At 38.4% G+C, this 20,487-nt stretch carries 15 protein-coding genes; 6 read left to right on the forward strand and 9 right to left on the reverse strand.

Translation table 11 applies throughout. The features are described 5' to 3' along the window. Positions 1 to 322 precede the first annotated feature (322 nt). Together GSQ84_RS03900 and GSQ84_RS03905 are read left to right on the forward strand one after the other, a co-directional pair. Complete coding sequence (locus GSQ84_RS03900; protein WP_158795930.1) at positions 323 to 3,136, forward strand: hypothetical protein; 2,814 nt, start codon at positions 323 to 325, stop codon at positions 3,134 to 3,136. 3 nt (positions 3,137 to 3,139) lie between these two features. Next, the gene (locus tag GSQ84_RS03905; protein WP_158795931.1) at positions 3,140 to 3,433 is read left to right on the forward strand and encodes a LapA family protein; all 294 of its coding nucleotides are present in this window, start codon (positions 3,140 to 3,142) and stop codon (positions 3,431 to 3,433) included. Between the two features lie 713 nt (positions 3,434 to 4,146). Here GSQ84_RS03905 and GSQ84_RS03910 read toward each other — a convergent pair. Both GSQ84_RS03910 and ispE read right to left on the reverse strand, forming a co-directional pair. Beyond that, entirely contained in the window at positions 4,147 to 4,563 is a 417-nt protein-coding gene (locus tag GSQ84_RS03910; protein WP_158795932.1) for an OsmC family protein, read from the reverse strand. Between the two features lie 5 nt (positions 4,564 to 4,568). Then, positions 4,569 to 5,372 carry a 4-(cytidine 5'-diphospho)-2-C-methyl-D-erythritol kinase gene (gene ispE / locus GSQ84_RS03915; RefSeq protein WP_158795933.1) on the reverse strand — a complete coding sequence of 268 codons (804 nt, stop codon included), beginning with the start codon at positions 5,370 to 5,372 and terminating at the stop codon, positions 4,569 to 4,571. Positions 5,373 to 5,599: 227 nt separating this feature from the next. On the opposite strand from ispE, the gene GSQ84_RS03920 reads away from it, so the two are divergent. The 3 genes from GSQ84_RS03920 to secDF all read left to right on the forward strand — a co-directional run bounded on the left by GSQ84_RS03920 (position 5,600) and on the right by secDF (position 9,947). Beyond that, complete coding sequence (locus tag GSQ84_RS03920; protein WP_158795934.1) at positions 5,600 to 6,394, forward strand: thymidylate synthase; 795 nt, start codon at positions 5,600 to 5,602, stop codon at positions 6,392 to 6,394. Further along, positions 6,391 to 6,876: a dihydrofolate reductase gene (locus GSQ84_RS03925; protein WP_158795935.1), complete on the forward strand. Its 486-nt coding sequence runs from the start codon at positions 6,391 to 6,393 to the stop codon at positions 6,874 to 6,876. Before GSQ84_RS03920 ends, GSQ84_RS03925 begins: the two co-directional genes overlap by 4 nt. 113 nt (positions 6,877 to 6,989) lie before the next feature. Then, positions 6,990 to 9,947 (forward strand): protein translocase subunit SecDF, encoded by a 2,958-nt coding sequence (secDF, locus tag GSQ84_RS03930; protein WP_158795936.1) that lies wholly within the window; start codon positions 6,990 to 6,992, stop codon positions 9,945 to 9,947. A gap of 343 nt (positions 9,948 to 10,290) precedes the next feature. On the opposite strand, the gene GSQ84_RS03935 is transcribed toward secDF, so the two are convergent. Next, a complete protein-coding gene (locus GSQ84_RS03935) occupies positions 10,291 to 10,719 on the reverse strand; it encodes a hypothetical protein (RefSeq protein WP_158795937.1) in 429 nt (142 codons plus the stop codon). 100 nt (positions 10,720 to 10,819) lie between these two features. Here GSQ84_RS03935 and GSQ84_RS03940 point away from each other — a divergent pair, with 100 nt between their 5' ends. After that, entirely contained in the window at positions 10,820 to 13,435 is a 2,616-nt protein-coding gene (locus GSQ84_RS03940; protein ID WP_158795938.1) for an outer membrane beta-barrel protein, read from the forward strand. Positions 13,436 to 13,479: 44 nt separating this feature from the next. Here GSQ84_RS03940 and GSQ84_RS03945 read toward each other — a convergent pair whose 3' ends face one another. The 6 genes from GSQ84_RS03945 to GSQ84_RS03970 form a co-directional block, all read right to left on the reverse strand. After that, entirely contained in the window at positions 13,480 to 13,929 is a 450-nt protein-coding gene (locus GSQ84_RS03945; RefSeq protein WP_158795939.1) for a soluble adenylyl cyclase-like protein, read from the reverse strand. 106 nt (positions 13,930 to 14,035) lie between these two features. Beyond that, on the reverse strand, positions 14,036 to 14,644 hold the full coding sequence (locus GSQ84_RS03950; RefSeq protein ID WP_158795940.1) for a TetR/AcrR family transcriptional regulator: 609 nt from the start codon (positions 14,642 to 14,644) through the stop codon (positions 14,036 to 14,038). A gap of 63 nt (positions 14,645 to 14,707) precedes the next feature. Beyond that, entirely contained in the window at positions 14,708 to 15,805 is a 1,098-nt protein-coding gene (locus GSQ84_RS03955; protein WP_158795941.1) for a lysylphosphatidylglycerol synthase transmembrane domain-containing protein, read from the reverse strand. Positions 15,806 to 15,828: 23 nt separating this feature from the next. Next, entirely contained in the window at positions 15,829 to 17,244 is a 1,416-nt protein-coding gene (locus GSQ84_RS03960) for an alkaline phosphatase family protein (protein ID WP_158795942.1), read from the reverse strand. 47 nt (positions 17,245 to 17,291) lie between these two features. Beyond that, positions 17,292 to 18,281, reverse strand: coding sequence for a hypothetical protein (locus GSQ84_RS03965; protein ID WP_158795943.1), 990 nt, complete (start codon positions 18,279 to 18,281; stop codon positions 17,292 to 17,294). A gap of 67 nt (positions 18,282 to 18,348) precedes the next feature. Beyond that, positions 18,349 to 20,481 carry a hypothetical protein gene (locus GSQ84_RS03970; protein WP_158795944.1) on the reverse strand — a complete coding sequence of 711 codons (2,133 nt, stop codon included), beginning with the start codon at positions 20,479 to 20,481 and terminating at the stop codon, positions 18,349 to 18,351. Between the last annotated feature and the right edge of the window lie 6 nt (positions 20,482 to 20,487).

Below are 20,487 nucleotides of genomic sequence, written 5' to 3' on the forward strand. Positions count from 1 at the left end.
CCTTTTAAAAGGTCATTTTCGAGGTTTCATCTTATCTCATTTGGGTCTTTTAATACGGGAATCGCATTTTTTATTTCTTATTTTGAATCGAAATAGTGTATCTTCAGCCAATAGTAAAAGAGGTATTAAAAATCCTGCGGCAGTGTATTAAAAAGAAGCATTTAACTGGGATTAAAATCAAATTAAAACGAAAGTGTTAAAATATTTTGAAATCATATATAATTTATTATCAAATAATTAACCTATCACACCTCATTTACAACACTATATAAATCATAAATTCCGCTCCTCAAAAAACTAAATATGTTAGCATTAGCAAAAGATGAATAATATAATACCTAATAAAAAACTGATATTCAGTTTATTAATTTCATTCATCTCAATCACAACCTCACATAGTGCCTATGCACAGATTTTTGAAGCTCCCCAAAACCCACTTAGTGTAAATTGGAGGCAAATTAAAACATCCGGATTTACCATCATCTACCCTACCGAACTGGAAACTGAAGGGCAGCGAATGGCTGGAACTATCCGCTATATTTTCCCGCTGGTAGGCGGCAGTCTCGGCGTTAAAAAAACCACCTATCCAATACTCCTGCAGAACCAGGGCGTAGTGGCCAATGGCTTCGTGCAGCTGGCCCCAAAGAAGTCTGAGTTTTATGCTACCCCACCCCAGTCTTTTGACAGTCAGGACTGGCTGAATAACCTGGCCGTTCATGAGCTTCGTCACGTCGCCCAGTTCACCAGATTGACCGGCGGCAGGAGCAACCTTTTTCCTGAATATGCCTACTTTGCCTGGATGGGTGCCAGCATCCCTTTGTGGTTCTTTGAAGGGGATGCCGTTAGCAATGAAACCTCTCTGACGAATGTTGGGCGTGGGCGCCAGCCCAGTTGGATCATGCCCTATAGAACAGCCCTGCTGAGCGGTAAAAATTACTCCTACAGCAAGTCTGATTTCGGCTCTCAGAAAGACGTAGAAATGGGCTATTACCAGTTCGGTTATCTCATCGTCTCTAGGCTCCGCCAGGCGGCCGGAAAGTTTATTATCGACAGCCTCCTCACCGACCTGAAAGATCATAAATTCCGCCTCTATCCGCTGGCCAAAAGCATGAGGAAATTCACTGGAAAAACAGCTAGGGAATGGTACGAATACAATAACGCCAAAATGAAAAAAGACTGGGAGGAACAGGCTCGGCTTACGCCTTCCAAAACCTACCCATCGCTTACCCGGCAGGCCAGTTATGAAACCAATTATTTTCTGCCCGTTCCTCTGCCCGACGGAAAGATCTTAGCCCTGAAACAAAGTAAATCTGAGCCCTCCGCTTTTTTCCTGGTTGACAAAAACAAAGACGAACAGCGGCTGCTCGGAATTGGCCAGCAGGAACAACCCTGGTTTAGCTATGCAAACGGAAAGATTGTATGGGACGAGATCAGGTTCGACCCAAGGTTTACCCAGCGGAGTTATAGCGTTGTTTGCAGTTATGACCTCCAGACCAAAAAAGTTAAAAAGCTGAGCACCAGGTCAAGGATCTTCTCCCCTACCCTATCATCCGACGGAGCAAAGATTGCTGCCGTACAAATTGACCTGGCCAACAAAGTCCGGCTCATCGTTATGGATGCCCAGACAGGAAAAATCATCCGTTATGTTCCAAATCCCGATAACCTGCTGATCCAAACCCCATCTTTTAACAAGTCAGGATCGACCATCGCTTACATCAGCGTTTCTGAAGCCGGAAAAGCACTCTGGACAGTAGATCAGAACAACCGGAAGAAGAAATTGATTGAAGAAACACAGCAGCAGCTGGGCAGGCCGGTATACATTAACGATAAGATCGCATTTAATGCTCACTACAGCGGCATTGACAACGTTTACGATATAGATGTCATCACAAAAAAAATAAGCGCTCTGAGCGCCTCAAAATTCGGCGCCTTCAATGTTTCTAAAATTCCGGGTACCGACAGCATCCTGTTTAACAATTTTGACCTCTACGGTTATGGAATTGCCAAGGCGAAAATCGAGCAGATGAAAACAGGAAAGAACAATTTTGTCTTTTTCGGGGCTGCAGCAGCAAAACAGGAAAACACAGGTGACGTCTTTTCTTCCATTCCCGACACCACTTTTACTTCTACCCCCTACAAAAAACTGGGACACCTGTTCAACTTTCACAGCGTATACCCTGTCGTAGCCAATGACAGACAGGCCGGTATCCGCTTACAGTCAAATAACCTGCTGAATACTTTTGATTCTTTTGCAGAGGTAGATTACATGAGCGACCTGAAAAGGTTTCAATACAATGCCGGCGTAAGCCTCAAAGCACTTTATCCCATCATCAGCCTCAACTACACCAATGAACCGGTACGGACTTTTTATGAAACCGGCAATGGAGTTCAGCAGGGAGACTTCAGGCAAAACTATTACCATCTACAGGCCGAAGTACCAATAAACCTGAGTGCCCAAAACCATAATTTCGGTTTCACCTTTGATGCCGGAACCAGCCTCACCAAAAGGTATGATGGTGAGAACATGCCTGTCAATTATCTGAAGTCTATCGATCTTCCTGTGGAGTCGAGTTTTACCTTTTCACACACGATCAATTCTTCGGAGAGAGACATCGCCCCTGCATGGGCACAAGTGTTCAGGATTACTTACCTGACCAAACCTCTCGGTCAGCAAGAGCTCAATGGTAAACTTTTCGCAACAGAAAATTTCCTATACTTCCCCGGTTTGGCAAAAAACCATAGCTTCCTGGTCAATTTCAACTATCAGCAAACCTCAGGTGTGTGGATCTATTCGAATGCAATTACTACCGTTTACGGATACGACAACATCATGGCGAAAAGCAAGCTTACCAATACGCTGCTCCTGAACTACCGTTTCCCTATTGCCTTTCCTGATGCAGAACTTGGCCCGCTGGCCTATATCACAAATATCAGGGGTGGGGTCTTCTGCGATTACGAAAATTTCGGCAGCGAAACTAATATCGGTCAGCCTAAAACTTATGGATTTGAGCTGCACAGCAACATGAATGTGTTCCGATATTCCCCCGTACTGGATTTAGGTACAAGATTTGTGTTTGTAAACCAGGAATACCATCATAGCCCAATTCTGCAATTAACTGTAAATTATACTTTTTAAAATATGCGTACTAAAACCATCCTGATCATCATTTTCACCATATTGATCACTATTTTTTTAATGATGAACACAGATGCAGTAGAGTTTGACTTTATTGTTGCTAAAGCACAGGTTTCCAAATTAGTGGCCGTTGGGGTCTGTACTTTTATCGGATTTATCCTTGGTTATCTCGCAGGTCGTCCAAAAACTGTAGTGACTACGTATGATGACAGATTGGAGGAGAATCATCAGGAGGGTAAACCTGAAGATTTACCAAAAGATAGTTTAAGTGCAGAAGACAGGGAGTATATCAGTTAATTTTTGTGCTAAAAAAGCTTCTTCTAGCTTCGCTGAAAAAATGACTGTACTGTTTTGCAGCTGGAATAATGCTGCGCTGCGCTTGCAAGAGTCCGAGGCTGCAAAACAGTACAGTCATTTTTTTAAAGATCATCCATTGCAGGGAGTATATAGCATGAGCCCTAATGCCCCAATGAGTTTGCACATTGCTAGAAATATACAGATCATCAGCTATAAGCCGTATTCAGCAATTAGTTTTACCATTCCTAAATGAAGTCAACCTTATTAGCTGATTATTTGTTAATGCTACATCCCATACAAATTCACATCTCTAAGGTTCTATTTCGAACTAACAATTACGAAGGATGCCATATAATCGGCCAGTCTTGAAAATCTCCAGGTAAATCTTTTTGAAGGTCATCCATTGAAGGGCCCTAAACCAGCCTATGGAAGACTTCCAGACACTTCCCCGCGGATTATCCAGTAGAAATCACACCAGAACGTCCTCCTCTTGATTATTCCACTAAGAAAACCAGCATGTAATATGATGACCTAGATCATCCATTGCTGGGTCTTAGACCAACCTTTGGAAAACCTCCAGACAATCCCCCTGATTACTCCACAAAAAAACCAGTATATACTATGACGGCCTAGCGTCTTGCGAGCGAAGCGAAGCATTATGCAGCCGGAATAGTATATACTGGTTTTTTTGAAAGATAATCTCCTCCCAAAAACTAATTATGGATAGCGTATGAAAATTTTATTGTTGCCGAGCGGCCAATGATATTAGAAACCGAACAGTATTTTTCAAAAGTAAGATCCAGGGCGCGCTCTACCTTTTGCACATTTAGTGCGCCATACAAATCAAAGTGAATATCGATCACATCAAATATAGCAGGTACCTCATCATCTTTACGGGTAGCGTTGATCTTAATCTTCACATCGTCCAACGGCTCTTTTTGTTTTGTCAGTACGTTGATCATGTCAATCCCACTGCATCCACCCAAACCTACCAGCAGCATTTCCATTGGCCTGAAACCTTTACCTTCTCCGCCAATCGCCGGATTTGCATCCAGTTCAACTGTTTGCCCCACTGAGTTTTCAGCTTCGAAATTAAATTTATCGTTTTTACGAATTAAGTTGATCTCCATAAATTCTAAATGTTATAAAACACCCTGTTGTCTTTTTCTAATTCCGGCAAAGTAACCGCTTGTTCAAATATCGCAAAAACACTGGAACCGCTACCGCTCATCAATGCAAATGTGGCACCAGCGTGATAAAGCCCTTCCTTTATCCCCTTAATCCAGGGATATTTTGAAAAAATCATTTCCTCAAAATCATTTTTCAAATGCGCTTTCCAATCGCAAAGCGGCAAATTTATCAATTCTTTCAAACTGGTTTCAGGAGCAGCCGGCTTTAATCCTGCAAAAGCATCAGCCGTAGAAACATGGATGGGAGGTTTTACCAGTACTAAAAAATAGGAAGAAAGATCTATGGTTACCGGAGAGAACTCATCTCCCCTTCCTTCCGCATACGCAGGTGTATTCGCGATAAAAAAAGCACAGTCGGCCCCAAGCACCCGGGCGTAATCTTCCATTTGAAGAACCGATAATCTCAGTTTGAATTTATCATTGAGCAATTTGATCAGGAAAGCCGCATCGGCAGATCCTCCGCCCAGCCCTGCACCTACCGGGATATTTTTCAGTAAAGTGATTTGTACAGGAGGAAGATCAAAATCCTTTTTCAGCAAATGATAAGCTTTCAGACAAATGTTATCTGTCACCTCCCCGGGAATATCAATTCCTTTGATCACACAGGAAGTTTCATCCGCATCAGTGATTTCTACGGCATCGTGAATCTTTACCGGATAAAAAACCGTTTCCAGGTTATGATAACCATCAGTCCTTTTTTCAGTGATGTTTAAACCCAGATTGATTTTTGCGTTGGCGAATACAAGCATTTATGTGAAATCTTAAAACACAAATTTAGAAAATCGCAGCGTTCAATGTGCAATTTTGCAAACATAAAAGTATTAACAACGTCAATACACTCTGCTCAGCACACTTTTCTAAATTTTGAACCTTGATTAAAATTCCAAAATCATTAATCAGAGATGTGAATAAAATCTAAAACACTGTTTACATTTTTGTTTTAGCTTTGTATCTTAAGCAAAAGCTTATTCATATCATGAAACAATATCTGGATTTAATGCAGCACGTGCTGGATACTGGTGCACAGAAACACGACAGGACAGGAACAGGAACCATCAGCGTATTCGGTTACCAGATGCGTTTTAACCTGCAGGAAGGTTTCCCAATGGTCACCACCAAAAAATTACACCTGAAATCTATCATTCATGAACTGATCTGGTTTTTGAGTGGTGATACCAATATCAAATACTTAAAAGACAATGGCGTGAAGATATGGGACGAATGGGCAGATGAAAACGGTGAACTAGGACCAGTATATGGTTCACAATGGCGTTCATGGCCTACTCCTGATGGCAGACATATCGATCAGATCAGCAAAATCATACAAACTATTAAAACTAATCCAGATTCCAGAAGGATCATTGTTTCTGCCTGGAACGTAGCAGACATCGACCAGATGGCACTGCCTCCATGCCATGCATTTTTTCAGTTTTATGTAGCAGATGGTAAATTAAGCTGCCAGCTCTACCAGAGAAGTGCAGATATATTTTTGGGGGTACCATTTAATATTGCATCTTACGCTTTGCTTACCATGATGGTGGCACAAGTGTGTAACCTGGAGTATGGCGACTTTATCCATACCCTCGGTGATGCGCATTTGTACAACAATCATATTGAGCAGGCAAAACTGCAATTAAGCAGGGACCTTAAACCCTTACCTGTAATGGAAATTAACCCAGACGTGAAGGATATCTTCAGTTTTAAATTTGAAGACTTCAGCCTTAAAAACTACGAACCACATCCGCATATTAAAGCTGCAGTTGCTGTATGATCGTTTCAAGTATTGTAGCCACTGCCGAAAATAACGGTATAGGAAAAGACAACCAATTGTTATGGCGCCTTCCGGCCGACCTTAAACATTTCAAAGATATCACCACTGGGCACACCGTGATCATGGGGCGCAAAACTTTCGACTCTGTTGGAAAACCCCTTCCAAACAGGAGGAATATCGTTGTTACCCGTAAAAGCGGACTGGAAATATCAGGTGCAGAAGTAGTAAACACGATAGAGGCTGCTTTAGCACTCTGTGACGACAATGAAGAAGTATTTATTGTTGGCGGTGCCGAGATCTACAAAATGGCCATGCCCCTGACAGACAAAATTTATTTAACTGTAGTGCACGGAACTTTTGATGCTGACACCTTTTTTCCGCCAATTGATCCGGAAATATGGAAAGAAACTGACGTTGTCAATCATGAACCGGATGAAAAAAATGCTTACGCATACACATTTTCAACCCTTCTCCGTAAATAGTATCATATCCCTAATAAATATTATAGAAGGCTGACTATTAATTAAAAAATTAATTAGATTTGCCGACTTGTTGAAAAAAATATACAGCATAGACAAATAACTACAAACAAAAAATGCAAGGTAAAGGTTTCATTAAATTTATGGCAATACTATTAGGTATTGTCTGCGTGTATTCACTCTCGTTCAATCTCGTTACGTCGAAGGTAGAAAAAGACGCTAAAGCGTATGCCAAAGGCGACCAGGTTAAGGAAAAAGCTTATTTGGATTCCATGTCAACTGTTCCAGTTTATCCGGTATTCGGATTTGACTACCAGTTCTGCAAAGGAAAAGAAGTCAATCTGGGTCTTGACCTTAAAGGCGGTATGAACGTAACGATGGAAATTTCGTTAGGTGAACTGGTAAAATCTTTAGCTAACCATACTGACGATGCTAATTTCAACAAAGCATTATCTACTGCACAAACGCAGTTAAACGCAGGTGGTAAAGATTTCATCGGTTTATTCGTAAACGATTTTGAGAAAATCAGCCCTAATGCAAAATTAGTAGATTTCTTCTCTAACCAGGATAATGCGCAACAGCTGAAAGGCAACGCCAGCAATGCTGATGTTAAAAGTTATTTAGAAAAAGAAGCAACCAGCGCAATCGACCGTTCGTTCATCATCATCAGAAGTCGTATCGATGGATTTGGTGTTGTGAGTCCGAACATGCAGAAACAAGAAGGTACTAACCGTATCCTGATTGAGATGCCAGGTGTGCAGGACAAAGAACGTGTTCATAAATTATTACAGGGATCAGCAGAATTACAATTCTGGCAGGTGTATCAAAATGAAGAGACTTACTCGATCATGGAGAACATCAACAAAACTCTTGCTGCTACGCTGAAAGATACTACTGCTACAGCAGGACTGAAAGATACTACTGCTGCTAAAGGCAAAAGTGTTCTGGCCGGACTGGCAAAAAAATCTACCAGCAAAGATTCGCTTGATGTAAAAACAAAAGAACTTTCAAAAACAAACCCGTTATTCGCGGTTTTAAATATCCCTACCTACCAGGCACAAAACGGACAGACTTCTTTACGTCCGGGACCAACTGTTGGATGGGTAGCACAAAAAGATACAGCTAAAGTTAATTCTTATTTCAGATTACCTCAGATTGCTGCCATCGTTCCTCAGAGCTTCAAATTTATGTGGAGCGTAAGACCGATGGATGGTACTAAGGTTTTTGAATTGTATGCAATAAAATCTGTTAACCCTGATGGAAAACCTGACTTAGGTGGTGAAGCGATCAGCGATGCCCGTCATGATTACGATCAGAAAGGTAAACCGGAAGTAACCATGTACATGACTGGTGAAGGTGCACAGAAATGGAAAAAAATTACTGCTGAAGCTTCTGCTGATGCAAACAATAAAAAATCTATCGCTATTGTTCTGGATAATGCAGTTTACTCTGCTCCTACTGTTCAAAATGAAATCCCTAACGGTATCTCTTCGATCACAGGTAATTTTACTGTAAATGAAACACAGGATTTAGCAAACATCTTAAAAGCAGGTAAACTACCAGCTCCGGCACGTATCGTTGGTGAGTTCGTTGTTGGTCCTTCATTGGGACAGGCAGCAATCGACAATGGTTTACTTTCCTTTGTACTGGCATTCGTAGTGATCCTGATCTTTATGGCGCTGTATTACAACAAAGCCGGATGGGTAGCTAACCTTGCCTTAGTGATCAACTTGTTCTTCATCATGGGTATCCTGGTTTCACTGGGTGCAGTGCTGACTTTACCTGGTATCGCCGGTATCATTTTGGTAATCGGTTTATCAGTGGATGCGAACATCCTGATCTTTGAACGTGTCAGGGAAGAACTGAACAACGGAAAAAGTACAGCTGCTTCCATCAAAGAAGGTTTCAAACATGCAATGCCTTCTATCATTGACTCCAACGTAACGATCCTGATCTTAGGTATTATCCTTTACATATTCGGTAGCGGTCCTGTTCAGGGTTTCGCCACTACTTTAGTAATTGGTATCCTGTCATCTTTATTCTGTGCAGTGTTGATCTCACGTTTAGTGTTCGAAGGATTACTGAATAAAAACGCAAATATCACTTTCGGTAATAAAGCGACTATTCACGCTTTCAAAAACATCGCGTTCGACTTTGTAGGACGCAGAAAGATCTATTACACTATTTCTTCGATCATCATCCTTTTAGGTATCGTTTTCTACTTCAAAAACGGCGGTTTAAGGTTAGGTATCGATTTTAAAGGTGGAAGAACCTACATCGTTCATTTCGACAAAGGAATGGATACTGAAGATGTGAAATCTAAACTGGCACCAAGCTTTAAACATGAAGAACTTCAGGTTAAAACAGCAGGCAGCACAAGCGATCTGAAAATCACCACTACTTATTTGATTACAGACCAGGATCCTGGTGCAGATAAATTAGTAGAAGATGCATTAAAATCTGGTTTAGCTCAAACAGGTGTTAAATACTCCATTGAAAGTAACCAGAAAGTTGGACCTATCATTGCGAGCGATTTAGTTTACCATGCTTATGGAGCCATCCTGTTCTCATGTTTAGTGATGTTTATCTACATCATTGTACGATTTAAAAAACTGAACTATGGTTTAGGTGCTGTTATTGCCCTTTTCCATGATGTTTTACTGGTACTATCGTTCTATACCATCCTTGATGGTGTATTACCATTCTCTCTGGAGATTGGTCAGGACTTTATTGCAGCAATCTTAACAGTAATGTCTTATACAATGACTGAAACAGTAGTTGTGTTTGACCGTATCCGTGAGAAACTGGCTGAAGCTGGTAAAGAAGACTTATACGGTAAAGAACGTGATACCCTGATCAACTTTGCGCTGAACAGTACTTTAAGTCGTACTATCTTAACTTCGTTAACGGTATTCTTTGTATTGTTGGTGATCTTCATCTTCGGTGGTGAGAGTATCCGCGGATTTATCTTCGCCCTGTTGATCGGTCGTATCATCGGTACTTACTCTTCATTATGTATCTCTACCCCTATCGTAATCGATTTAGGACAAAAGAAACCAAAACAACTAACCTAAGCAATCTGGTAAAGTTTTTATTATTCATACAATGGCCCCAAAAAGTGAAACACTATTTGGGGCCTTTTTTTTATAGACAAGAATTAAGAACGTAAAGATGTATCTGGGTTTAAACCTGTACAATAGCATCAGCCAATACTCAATTTCAGACTGATCAACTGACAATCAAATCAAGAATCTGTTATCTGAAATGATTCTGAGATCGAAGAACACTAATTCAACTAATATTATAAAAGATAAAATGAGCATAATGCAACGAGCCCGATGACATCGGGCTCGTTGCATTATGCTCATTTTTTGTGCAATCAATTTTTGCAGCCTTCTCTAAATTAAATTGGAGTTTTTAATTTACCCGAATAGCAGAAACTTTACCATCCAAACCATTATGATGATGAAAATCAACTTTAACATTTGCATCTTCATATGATGTTTCAAATGAAGATACGGTGATGCTTGAAACAAGCGATTTCACCGTAATAATGCAATAATCATCGCTTGCATCACCAGCAGGAGCATCATAAACTGAGATTGCGGCACCAACCCTAACATTTTGTAGAATTAATGATTTCGCTTCATCATTAGCACCGATGTTAGAAGGAGTCTTGTCCTTTAGATTGTAAAATTGCCCTGAAGCATCAGTAATAGTGGCAACTGTGTTTTGTGTCCCACCGTTTCCTTCTTTAAAAATCAAAGTTCCAGATTGGGCGTTTGCATTGGTAGAGATTGCAAAGAAAACTCCTGCAACCGCTAAGACTTTTAATAAATTTTTCATACAATATAAATTAGGTTTAAAATATAGATCTAAGTTATAGAATAAAATTAAATAACAAAATAATTATATAATTATTTTTATAATTATATAATTTAGCGGAATGAAGTCAATTTTGGCATTAGGAGTTTTATTGATCTTAGGTCATTTAAATGTATTTGGTCAGGGATCAATAGAGGGCTATATTATGGATTCGACCTTAAAAAAACCGATCATAGGGGCAAATGCTGTGTTAAAAAACTATTTGGATACTACAATTATAGAAAGGGCAGTTACCGATTTGAATGGCTTAATTATATATAGAAATTTAAAAAACGGAAAATATAAACTAAGTATTACCTCTATTGGTTATGACATGGCCACTGTTAACATCCGGATATATAACAGAAAATCAATTATAGATACCCTCTTCCTTAAAAATAAATCAACTCAGCTAAAGGAAGTTATTGTGAAAGGAATGCGTCCTCCTATGATTCTTAAAAATGACACTTTGGAATATAATACGGAAAGTTATAAGACGAGAGCCGGTTCAAAAACAGAGGACTTGCTAAAGAAGCTGCCCGGTATAACAGTTAATCGGGAAAGTGAAGTAGAAGCCAGAGGCAAAGATGTCCAGAGTATTTTAGTTAACGGTGAAAAGTTTTTCGGAAACGACTTAAAAAAGGCAATTCAGAATATACCATCAAACCTCATTGATAAAATACAACTATATGATTCACAAAGTGAAGAATCAAAATACAAGGGCGTTGACGATGGAAGCCGGGTTACGACCATTAATATCATTACCAAAAAATCGGTTAATACAAATTATTTTGGCGATTTAACAGGTGGCTTTGGCACTAATAATATATATAACCTGGCAACAAATTTTAATTCTCTGGGCAGAGGGTTAAATTATAATGTTTTTGGACAAACGGATAATGCCAGTCTCACTGGAGGAAACAATGATAAATTCCCATCAGGCACTTTACCAGGTATTTCAGACATTAAAAACATAGGGCTTAATCTTTTCTATTCAAAACCTTCAAAGTTTAAGGTAAACGGCAGTATACAATATTCATCTTCCCACAATAATTTAACTCAAGACAGGTCAATACAGAATTTCTTACCGGAAGGCCATATGCAATCCAATTCCTCTGTTGCTAATTCAGAAAATGGAACAAAAGGGTTACTTTACAATTTGCACCTGGAGGCACGTATAGATTCCACAACTACATTTTCCATGGATGGAAATTTCAATAGCCAAAACACAGAATTGGAAAGTGTAACTCACACAATTATAAAAAAAGACTCAATTCTAACCGGTGAATCTCTTAGCAAATTACGAAGCAAATCGGCAATTTTAGCAGGATATGTTAATGGCTATTTGAGTAAACATTTTAAAAATAAAGGTCGAATAGTATCATTGGGTTTTAATTTTAATATAAACAATACCTTTCAAACAGATAGTATACTTTTACAATCGATATATAACACAGGTCAGGTAAACCAGGTATCAAAAAATTCATTGCCGCAACAATCTTATGGTTTCACACTTAATTACACAGAGCCTATCCAAAAACATGGAGTCCTGCGATTTAATTACAGCTACTCTTATGGCCCTGGGGAAAATAGAAGAAAAACAATGAGCTTCGATACCAAAACAAATCTGTACGATCTGGAAGACTCTACAAGCAGCCAGAGTAAGAGCTTATTGATATATCAACAGCCAGGTATAAATTATACTTTCCAAACAAGCCGGCTTATATTAAATACAGGCCTAAGCTTTCAATTTGAAAGTTTACAAAATACATATTTACCATTAAACCCTGCAACTACTCGTTATATAAATATATATCCGGTACTATCAACGAATTACAAATTTTCAAATTATAAAACCCTCGTTTTTAATTATCATGGTTCAATAAACCCACCTGGCATAACCCTTTTGCAACCTGTAATTAACAATAGTGATCCCTTAAATATCAGGCTAGGCAATGCAGATTTAAAACCAACTAAAACACATTCATTTTCAATTTCATATAATGAGATTAATCCAAAGACAAATCAGCCCTTTTTGCTTTCTCTAAATTCATCAATTGAAACTAATCAAATTGTAGATGCCATATCCACTCTTCCAAGTGGAGCACAGATCAGCAAACCCATAAATTTTAACGGAAACTATTTTATATCCCTTAATTTAACAAAAGGATATAGCTTTAAAACTGGTCCCCGTGTAAATTTTAATACAGCTATAACGTACCGCCAAACTGGTAATTTGATTAATAATGTAGTGAATTTTAACAGAAATATATCATTTCAGGAAAATTTGTCCTTGTCAAACAGTTTTGGTGAAAATTTCGATTTAACCTTAAACGTACAGCCTTCAATTAATTTTAATGAGTATTCGGTTTCAAAAACAAGTTCTAACGTTTTCAACAACAATATCTTACTTGATGCCACCTGGTACAATGACAATTGGAAAATAACAGGCTATTTAACCAATCTTTACTACGGCAAACTTTTAGAGAATAGTGCCAAATGGTTTACTTTTATTAATATATTTTTGGAACGCAGGATCAGTAAGAAAGCACCTTTATTCGGAAATTTTTCAATTTTCAACCTGCTTAATAACAAAACCAATGTAATGAGAACCTTTAATGAAAATACCATTCAACAATTAAATAACAATACAGTTAAGCCTTATTGTATGGTCGGATTAAAATGGAGTCTTCAGTAGCCCTTAAATTCAATCGGATCTGAAAATAACGAAAGATAATGTGATTAACTGCCCTGTGTTAATAAGCTATAGAGGTATGTTCTTCCATTTTTTTTACCTCTTATAAATTTATTCTTTAATAAATAGGACAATCTCACTGACAATGTCTTTTCGAATTTATTCTTATCCAAATCAGGCTGTTGTTTAATGATAACAGCAAGGATATCATCCTTAGTTAGCCTTTCCTCTTGTGACAATGCAAAAGCAATTTTATAATCTAACTTGCTATTAGGATCAAATTCTTCTGTAAAAGACAAATTCTGTTTTATTGCGTTGATAAAAGACTGATTTTGTACTCCTTCCTGATCATTATCATTAAAAGTCAAATATAAATGAGGTTCAACACTTAGAGCCTCTAAAGCAAGCTCAACTTTCTTTAGTTCATTTTTAAGTATTTTCTGCTTATTAAGCAGAAAACTAATTAACTGTTTTTCAGTTATATTTTCATCTTCCATAATATCAATTAACGACGCATTATGTCAAATAAAAGAAAAAATTAGATAAGTTCAAAGTTTAATTTAATTAAAAATGTGAACTAATAATATAATTTCGACTGGGATACTACTGATTAATTATAATTGCATTGAAACTTTTTAAAGCAGATGTAATCATCTCTTTACCCTCTTTTTCATTCAGATCAATACCGCAAAAAGTTCCATTATTAACCTGCGAATGAAGAGATAAATAACACAAACCGGAAATAATGATGGCATATAGACCCCGATAGTTGAGTAGTGGATTTGAACATTTCTGGTTTATCAAATCAAACAAAGACTCTCCTACTTCTTCTCTGCCGGCTATTATCTTTTGAATAATGGCATTAGGCTCTGAAATACCCCAAAGCATGATTTGATGTTGAATTTTATCTTCAGATAACATATCATATTGTTTTTCCAGATAAAAATTCAAGAGATCTTCCAGGCCGAAAGATTCTGTTTCACCATCTATAGCCTGGTGAACTTTTCGAACCAGATTTGTCCAGTAATCATGACTTAAAATAAAAGTTTCGATTAAATTTTCAACAGTACCAAAATGATGATAAACGAGTTTTTTATCAACGCAGGCGACCTGGGCGATTCGAGTTACCTTCAAAAATTTAAATCCTTCATTTTTTAAGATTGTTCCAACAGCCTTCAACAGCTTTTGTTTAGATGTTTTTTCTGATTGCATAGTTTAGTTATAGATAAGTGATTGTCTCTTATTACATGTTAATTTTGATCCGGGAATAGTATTTTAATTTATTTTTGTTTGAAGCGTATGATTTTTCAGTAAGGTAACTATGACATAGGCCCCAATTACCGCTGGAAAAAAAAGTAGAAATGACCGTTGTAAAAGAGTAAAAACAGGCAAAACGGCTATGGGTAAAATCTTTGCAAAAAGCACGGCAATACTTGCTTCAGCAAAACCACTACCACCGGGACTTGGCGCGAAATAAATCATGAATTGAATAAGAATCTGGATGCTGATAACCTGTAATAAATCAGCATGAATACCTAAACCCAAAAGGAGTACATACTGCATACAATATTTATTCAGGTAAAGTAAGGTGGTAATTAATAAACTTAAAGGGAAAAGTAAGGGAAACTCTTTTAATAGTTTACTGCATATAGTCTGATAATTTAAGATCTTTTCATAGGAATTATTTGCCCATGATTGGAATTTTGCTTTTTTAGATGGCCAGATTTTTCCTAATGCTGTTCCGATGTATTTAATTCCATTTCCAACCCATAAAGGCTTCCAAAAAGCCAATAAAAAGATGGCTAGAAATAGTGTAAAAACAAAAAATCCATACTTAATTAAACTGGGAACTATCCCTGCATCCAACTGGTCATTCATTGCCCATATAGCAAATAAACCTGCTACTGGCATAAATAGCAATGTAGCCCCCATATTGATTAGGCTAACAATAAATCCGTCAAGGATCTTAATGCCATACCGGTTGTAAACATATAACTGTCCCGGACCGGCTCCACTATGGAAAGGAGTTACAGCTCCCATAAACATATTAGCCGCATTTGCCCTGAAGCTAACCCAGTAGGAAAGATCAGGTTTAAGCTTACGGATAAAAATATGATTTCGCCAGCTACCCAGTATTAAGTCAATAAATATCATAACCAGACAAAGCAGGATATATCTTGGAAGTATCCTGGATAAGGCATTAAATGTGTCTCCTGTATGGCTGTAAAAAAAGATTGCCGCTACTGATGCTATTGTGATCAGGCAAAGCCACAAACAGCCTTTATAAATGATATTTTTTTTTAAAACCTGATCAAACGGTTTTTCTTTATTCTCATTATCGCATTTTTTTCCAATGGAGGTATCAGACATCATAATATATAGATTAATAAGTACAATTAATTTAGGGCAACTCCTTCGCAGGCAATCGCTGTTTTATTCATCCATTTAAGGATAGTAGGGAAAATATCGGCGGTACGCGAGGCGCGACCCGCCCATCCTTTTTGATTGTAAATCAAAGGAACTAACATATGTTCTTTGCTAAGTGAGCCGTGTGAGCCTTTGTGCTCGGGATACTCCCAAAAGTCCCGAAGATCATAACCATTCCTTGCACTTACGATTATATCCCCTGCCCTGTTACTTCTAAATAGCTGTACAATTTGCACGAGGGCATCCGGATAATTACTTTGAATCGTTGCTTCCAATGTTTCCATATAACCATCAGCTATAATACCAAAGTCAAAAGGATCGGCACTAACCGGCCAGTAGCCATATTGATTGTTATTGCAGGTAATTAATGCTCTACCCCGACGGTTTTCAACGTAATATTCGAAAGGATTATCCCCGCGATATGCAATAAAATCAACGGCTTCAGTTTCTAATAAAGCTTTAAGCCTTTCAACACCCAAGTATTTAAGAATTTCTTTTTGTGCCAGGACCTGATCACCTTTATGATTAAGCAGATGGATGCTGCCAAACGAATTTCCGGAAATCATGACAGCTGACTTTGGATTACTCCGCCAGATGACCGGGTAGCTAATTGATTTCAACCCCTGATCAGTCAGCCAGTCCCCCAAATCAAAATGTGTATGGGTTGGCGTTAATCCATGATCAGAAGTAAGCATAAATAATATATCTTTCCACCAGCCTTTCTGTTCCAGATAAGCCCTTACTTCGCCAATACTATTATCGGCGATCTCGTACGCTTCGAAAGTTTGCGCATCTCTAATATCATGATAGTGGGAATCCCAGTCAACGCTAGGAAAAACGGCAAATAGAAAATCGAAATCTTTATTACTTTTTAACAGTTCCATTATTCGCTCATGTCCCTGAAGATCAACAGGGTGATGTCTTTTAAAAAAGTGTGCCCGGGTATATAATAAATTCTTACCCTTCTTACCCAGATCGTGCTCATCCGGCACATTTCGGGTAATCATATTGTAAAGGTTATAGGCACTCCCTGTTAACTCAAACAGTGTAGGCTTATTTGCAGGCATATCGGTATTAAACCATCCCGCTTCCGGACCACAATACGAACGCATGGCCATTTTGTTCCAGCGGGTTCTTTTAAATTCTTTTTTATCAAACCAACGGATGCCAGGTATATTCAAAGTTCCGGGAAAGTGGCCGGTTAGAAAAGGAAGGTAAGCGGGGCCAGTAGTGGAAGGGAAACAGGTTGTTGCTATTTTAAAGGTACCTTCATCCACCAATTGTTTAATATGGGGCAGTCTGCCTTCGGCGATCAACTGAGTCAATACATCAGGCCTTGCACCGTCAAGCAGGTAAAAAAGAACGCGTTTTTTTGAAGTATTCAAAATAAAATAAGTTAAGATCAAGGTGATTAATTAAGGTTAGTTTAATTTTATAGTTTAAAATGGTAACCCAGTTTAAGCGCTATTAAATCAGAGGTACTCACCCCACTGTAATTCTCATATTTTAAACCGATATCCAACCCGCTTTTATAGGCCAGGCCAATGGCTGGTGAATAGATAAAGGTTGTTGCACCATGTGAAACTAAGCCAGCACCAGCTGCTCCTGATATATAAAACCGATTACCCGCATAAATTCTCAGGCCCGCTTTAACCGGGAATACATTCCGTTCTGTTTTGGATGTTTGAATCCCGGTAGTTCCTTCTTTGGTATAATCGTCAAAAAAGTAGTTTTGGTAAACTTTAAAGTAATGATTGATTCCTGTTGAAGCAAAAAGCCCCAGATAGTTAGTCAATTGCTTATTGACATTTAATTCCCCTCCAAGGGTTGCACCTTCAAATGAATTGGTTGTCAGCCCAGGGTTAACACTAAATCCAATTTGCCAGTCCTTTTCCACCTCAGGAGCTATAGAACCAACATGTTTTCTTGTATCAATGCCATAAGCTAAACGAAGGGCAATATCTTTAGTATTCTTATCCCTGGTAAAGTTTTCATATTTAACACTAACATCCAGCCCATTGTTGAAGGCTAAACCCGCTGATGGGGAATATAGAAAAGAAGTTCCCCATTGTTCAAAAGCAAACCCTGCCCCAGCCTCTGCACCTATATAAAAGTTATTCGTTAAGAATGCTTTTATTCCTGCCTTTAGCGGAATTACATTATAGGGACTTCCATATTGCGTGTAATTTGTAAAATGATCATTTTCAAAAAAATGGGTAAATCCAGTAGTAAATGTTGCCGATAAATGATCGCCAAGATCCTTTTGAAGACGAATATCACCACCTAAAGTATATTGAAATACATTCGTGGTTGGCAGGCCGGCATCTACACCAAAGCCCAGGTGCCAGCGGCTTGCGGATGATTGCCCCTTAGCTAAAGTAAAGAACAAAGAAATAGCAATGAGTAAAAAAAAATGTTTCATAATGAATAATATAATTTATAAATCACTATGACAACAGTAAAGTTAATTACCCTTACAGGGCTGGTAATTATTTATTGAGTTTTAAACGATAGCCTAATCGAAACGCAAATTGTTTGTATTGAGACTGAAGGGAATAATCTTCAAATTTAATTCCTGTTTCCACTCCGCTTTTAAATGTATAACCAACCGATGCGGAATAGATAAAGGAATGAAATGAAGTCTTAATTTGCTGAAAATTGTTGTTAATGAGTTGTGGTTGTCCGGTTCCAAATCCTTCACCTATTTCACTGGCTATAAAAAAGTTTCCACCTGTCATTAACCTGATTCCAGCTTTCACTGGAAAGACTTTTACAGGTTGAGCATAAATATCATTAGACCCGATGCTTCCAATGACGTAGTTTTTTTGCACGGAAAAATAGGTATAACCTGTTGACAGTATTCCCATAAGCTGCCCACCTAAGGCACGCTCCAGAGACAGTTCTCCACCACTAACTAGCTTGTAAGGCTTGTCCCAGCCTATACCTTCTGTTCCGTAAAAGCCCAGATACCAGTTTTGAGAATGATCAATAGCCCGTTTAGCAGGCTTAAAGACTGAATTGAAAGCAATACCGGTTTCAAAACCAACCCAATTTCTGGACTGGTGGTTAGCGTCAAAATCATCAGAATGGCTTGTAGAATTTGTAATATTTTCGTAGCCTTCACTGTATTCGCCACTATGGTCATAATGGTTAATCGTAGGCCCGGCAAGAAGACTGATATTTTTTGTTAACTGGAAATTAAGGAGCAGTTTTCCCTGCGACCAGCGGTCATCCCATAAACCGGTACTGGCAATCTGATAATTCGTTTCTGCAGATACATAAAGCTTGTCATTTAATATAAAGTCATGACCTATACCCAAGCCGAATGCATAAAACTTTTTATTTGCAGAAATATTAGTACTGATTAGTAATTCACTATAGAAGTTATGTGTACCTGTTTTTAACGCAAAATTCGAATTGCTGATGTTGTTGGCGGACCAGGTGACTCTATAAAAACCATTACCAATAATATTCAACAGACCTATGCTGGCACCATCCGACACATCAGCAACGTTAACCAATCCTACCTGTAAACCTTTAAGATGGCGAGTTTGATTATGCAATGCACTAATTTGTACACCTGATAGCTGTTCACCTGTGCTATTGGTAAAAAGAGCCACCTGCGCTCCTTTCACGGTATCCAGCACCTTATTATCTACGCCTGCAAATTGCAGGCCCGTTACGTTGCCGCCAACCAGGTTAAAAATGCCCGCCAGCTGAAAATACTTTGAGTCGCCCTTATTAATATTAAACAATCCACCTACTTCTAACCCATTTACACCCGCGGTATAACCGCCAGCTAAATTCAATGAAAACTTATTCACCACCTGTGGGCTAAACATGCCATGGGTACTTAGACCGGGAGTTAAAGAAACCTGAAATGGGCGCTTTGCAAAGAAATCAGGGATATTCATGCTCTGAATCATTTGCCGGGTAGATATTAACAAGCGACCAATACCAGTTTGTTCAACATGGTTACCTGGATGAGCAGCATTTGAATAATTCTTTCTGTCCGGTCGCGAATTGATCAGAACAGGCTCCAAAAAATGGAGTGTTGTATCCCGGTAGAATATCTTACTTAAAGTCACTACAATCTCACCATGATAATCTTTATTGAGTTTTAATCGGAAATAACCTTGTCTATCGGTAAGTGTTGATGAAAGTTGTTCTTTTTCATAAACACTTGTATTCATTAAATGCTCGCCTGTATTTTCATTGACAACTATTCCGCTCACAATGTAGCTTTTACCATCGACGGTCAAATCAGGATTTAAAAAAGATAAATGCCCTAAAACAGTCGTTATGATGATATGATTTTTCCGCTCCTCATACTCATACCTGTCTTTGAATAATTGATGCAACAACACGGAAATGGGTTGATTAGAAGCAACCAGGGTAACGACGCTGTCTTGCGGAATTATGCTTCCATTATAGGAAAAGTAAAAACCACCTTTCGCACTGATTTCATTTAGTACTGTTGTTAATTTGGTTTGCCTGGCAGTTATGGAGATGGACCTGTTCAGCAAATTTTGTCCTAAAACCCTGTTAAAACCAAAAAAAAACAGTATTACCTGTATAAATAACCTGGCATGTTTAGACATCAGCAATGGTTTTATCGTCATTAAATT

Origin of the sequence: Pedobacter sp. L105 (genome assembly GCF_009765875.1) — a bacterium.
Lineage (GTDB): Bacteria > Bacteroidota > Bacteroidia > Sphingobacteriales > Sphingobacteriaceae > Pedobacter.

Bases quoted from the DNA above. Each gene is read 5' to 3' on its own strand.
- GSQ84_RS03965 (WP_158795943.1), bottom strand. From the start codon at position 18,281: ATGAAACATTTTTTTTTACTCATTGCTATTTCTTTGTTCTTTACTTTA.
- ispE (WP_158795933.1), bottom strand. From the start codon at position 5,372: ATGCTTGTATTCGCCAACGCAAAAATCAATCTGGGTTTAAACATCACT.
- GSQ84_RS03940 (WP_158795938.1), top strand. From the start codon at position 10,820: ATGAAGTCAATTTTGGCATTAGGAGTTTTATTGATCTTAGGTCATTTA.
- GSQ84_RS03970 (WP_158795944.1), bottom strand. From the start codon at position 20,481: ATGACGATAAAACCATTGCTGATGTCTAAACATGCCAGGTTATTTATA.
- GSQ84_RS03925 (WP_158795935.1), top strand. From the start codon at position 6,391: ATGATCGTTTCAAGTATTGTAGCCACTGCCGAAAATAACGGTATAGGA.
- GSQ84_RS03935 (WP_158795937.1), bottom strand. From the start codon at position 10,719: ATGAAAAATTTATTAAAAGTCTTAGCGGTTGCAGGAGTTTTCTTTGCA.
- GSQ84_RS03905 (WP_158795931.1), top strand. From the start codon at position 3,140: ATGCGTACTAAAACCATCCTGATCATCATTTTCACCATATTGATCACT.
- GSQ84_RS03955 (WP_158795941.1), bottom strand. From the start codon at position 15,805: ATGATGTCTGATACCTCCATTGGAAAAAAATGCGATAATGAGAATAAA.
- GSQ84_RS03950 (WP_158795940.1), bottom strand. From the start codon at position 14,644: ATGCAATCAGAAAAAACATCTAAACAAAAGCTGTTGAAGGCTGTTGGA.
- GSQ84_RS03945 (WP_158795939.1), bottom strand. From the start codon at position 13,929: ATGGAAGATGAAAATATAACTGAAAAACAGTTAATTAGTTTTCTGCTT.
- GSQ84_RS03920 (WP_158795934.1), top strand. From the start codon at position 5,600: ATGAAACAATATCTGGATTTAATGCAGCACGTGCTGGATACTGGTGCA.
- GSQ84_RS03900 (WP_158795930.1), top strand. From the start codon at position 323: ATGAATAATATAATACCTAATAAAAAACTGATATTCAGTTTATTAATT.
- secDF (WP_158795936.1), top strand. From the start codon at position 6,990: ATGCAAGGTAAAGGTTTCATTAAATTTATGGCAATACTATTAGGTATT.
- GSQ84_RS03910 (WP_158795932.1), bottom strand. From the start codon at position 4,563: ATGGAGATCAACTTAATTCGTAAAAACGATAAATTTAATTTCGAAGCT.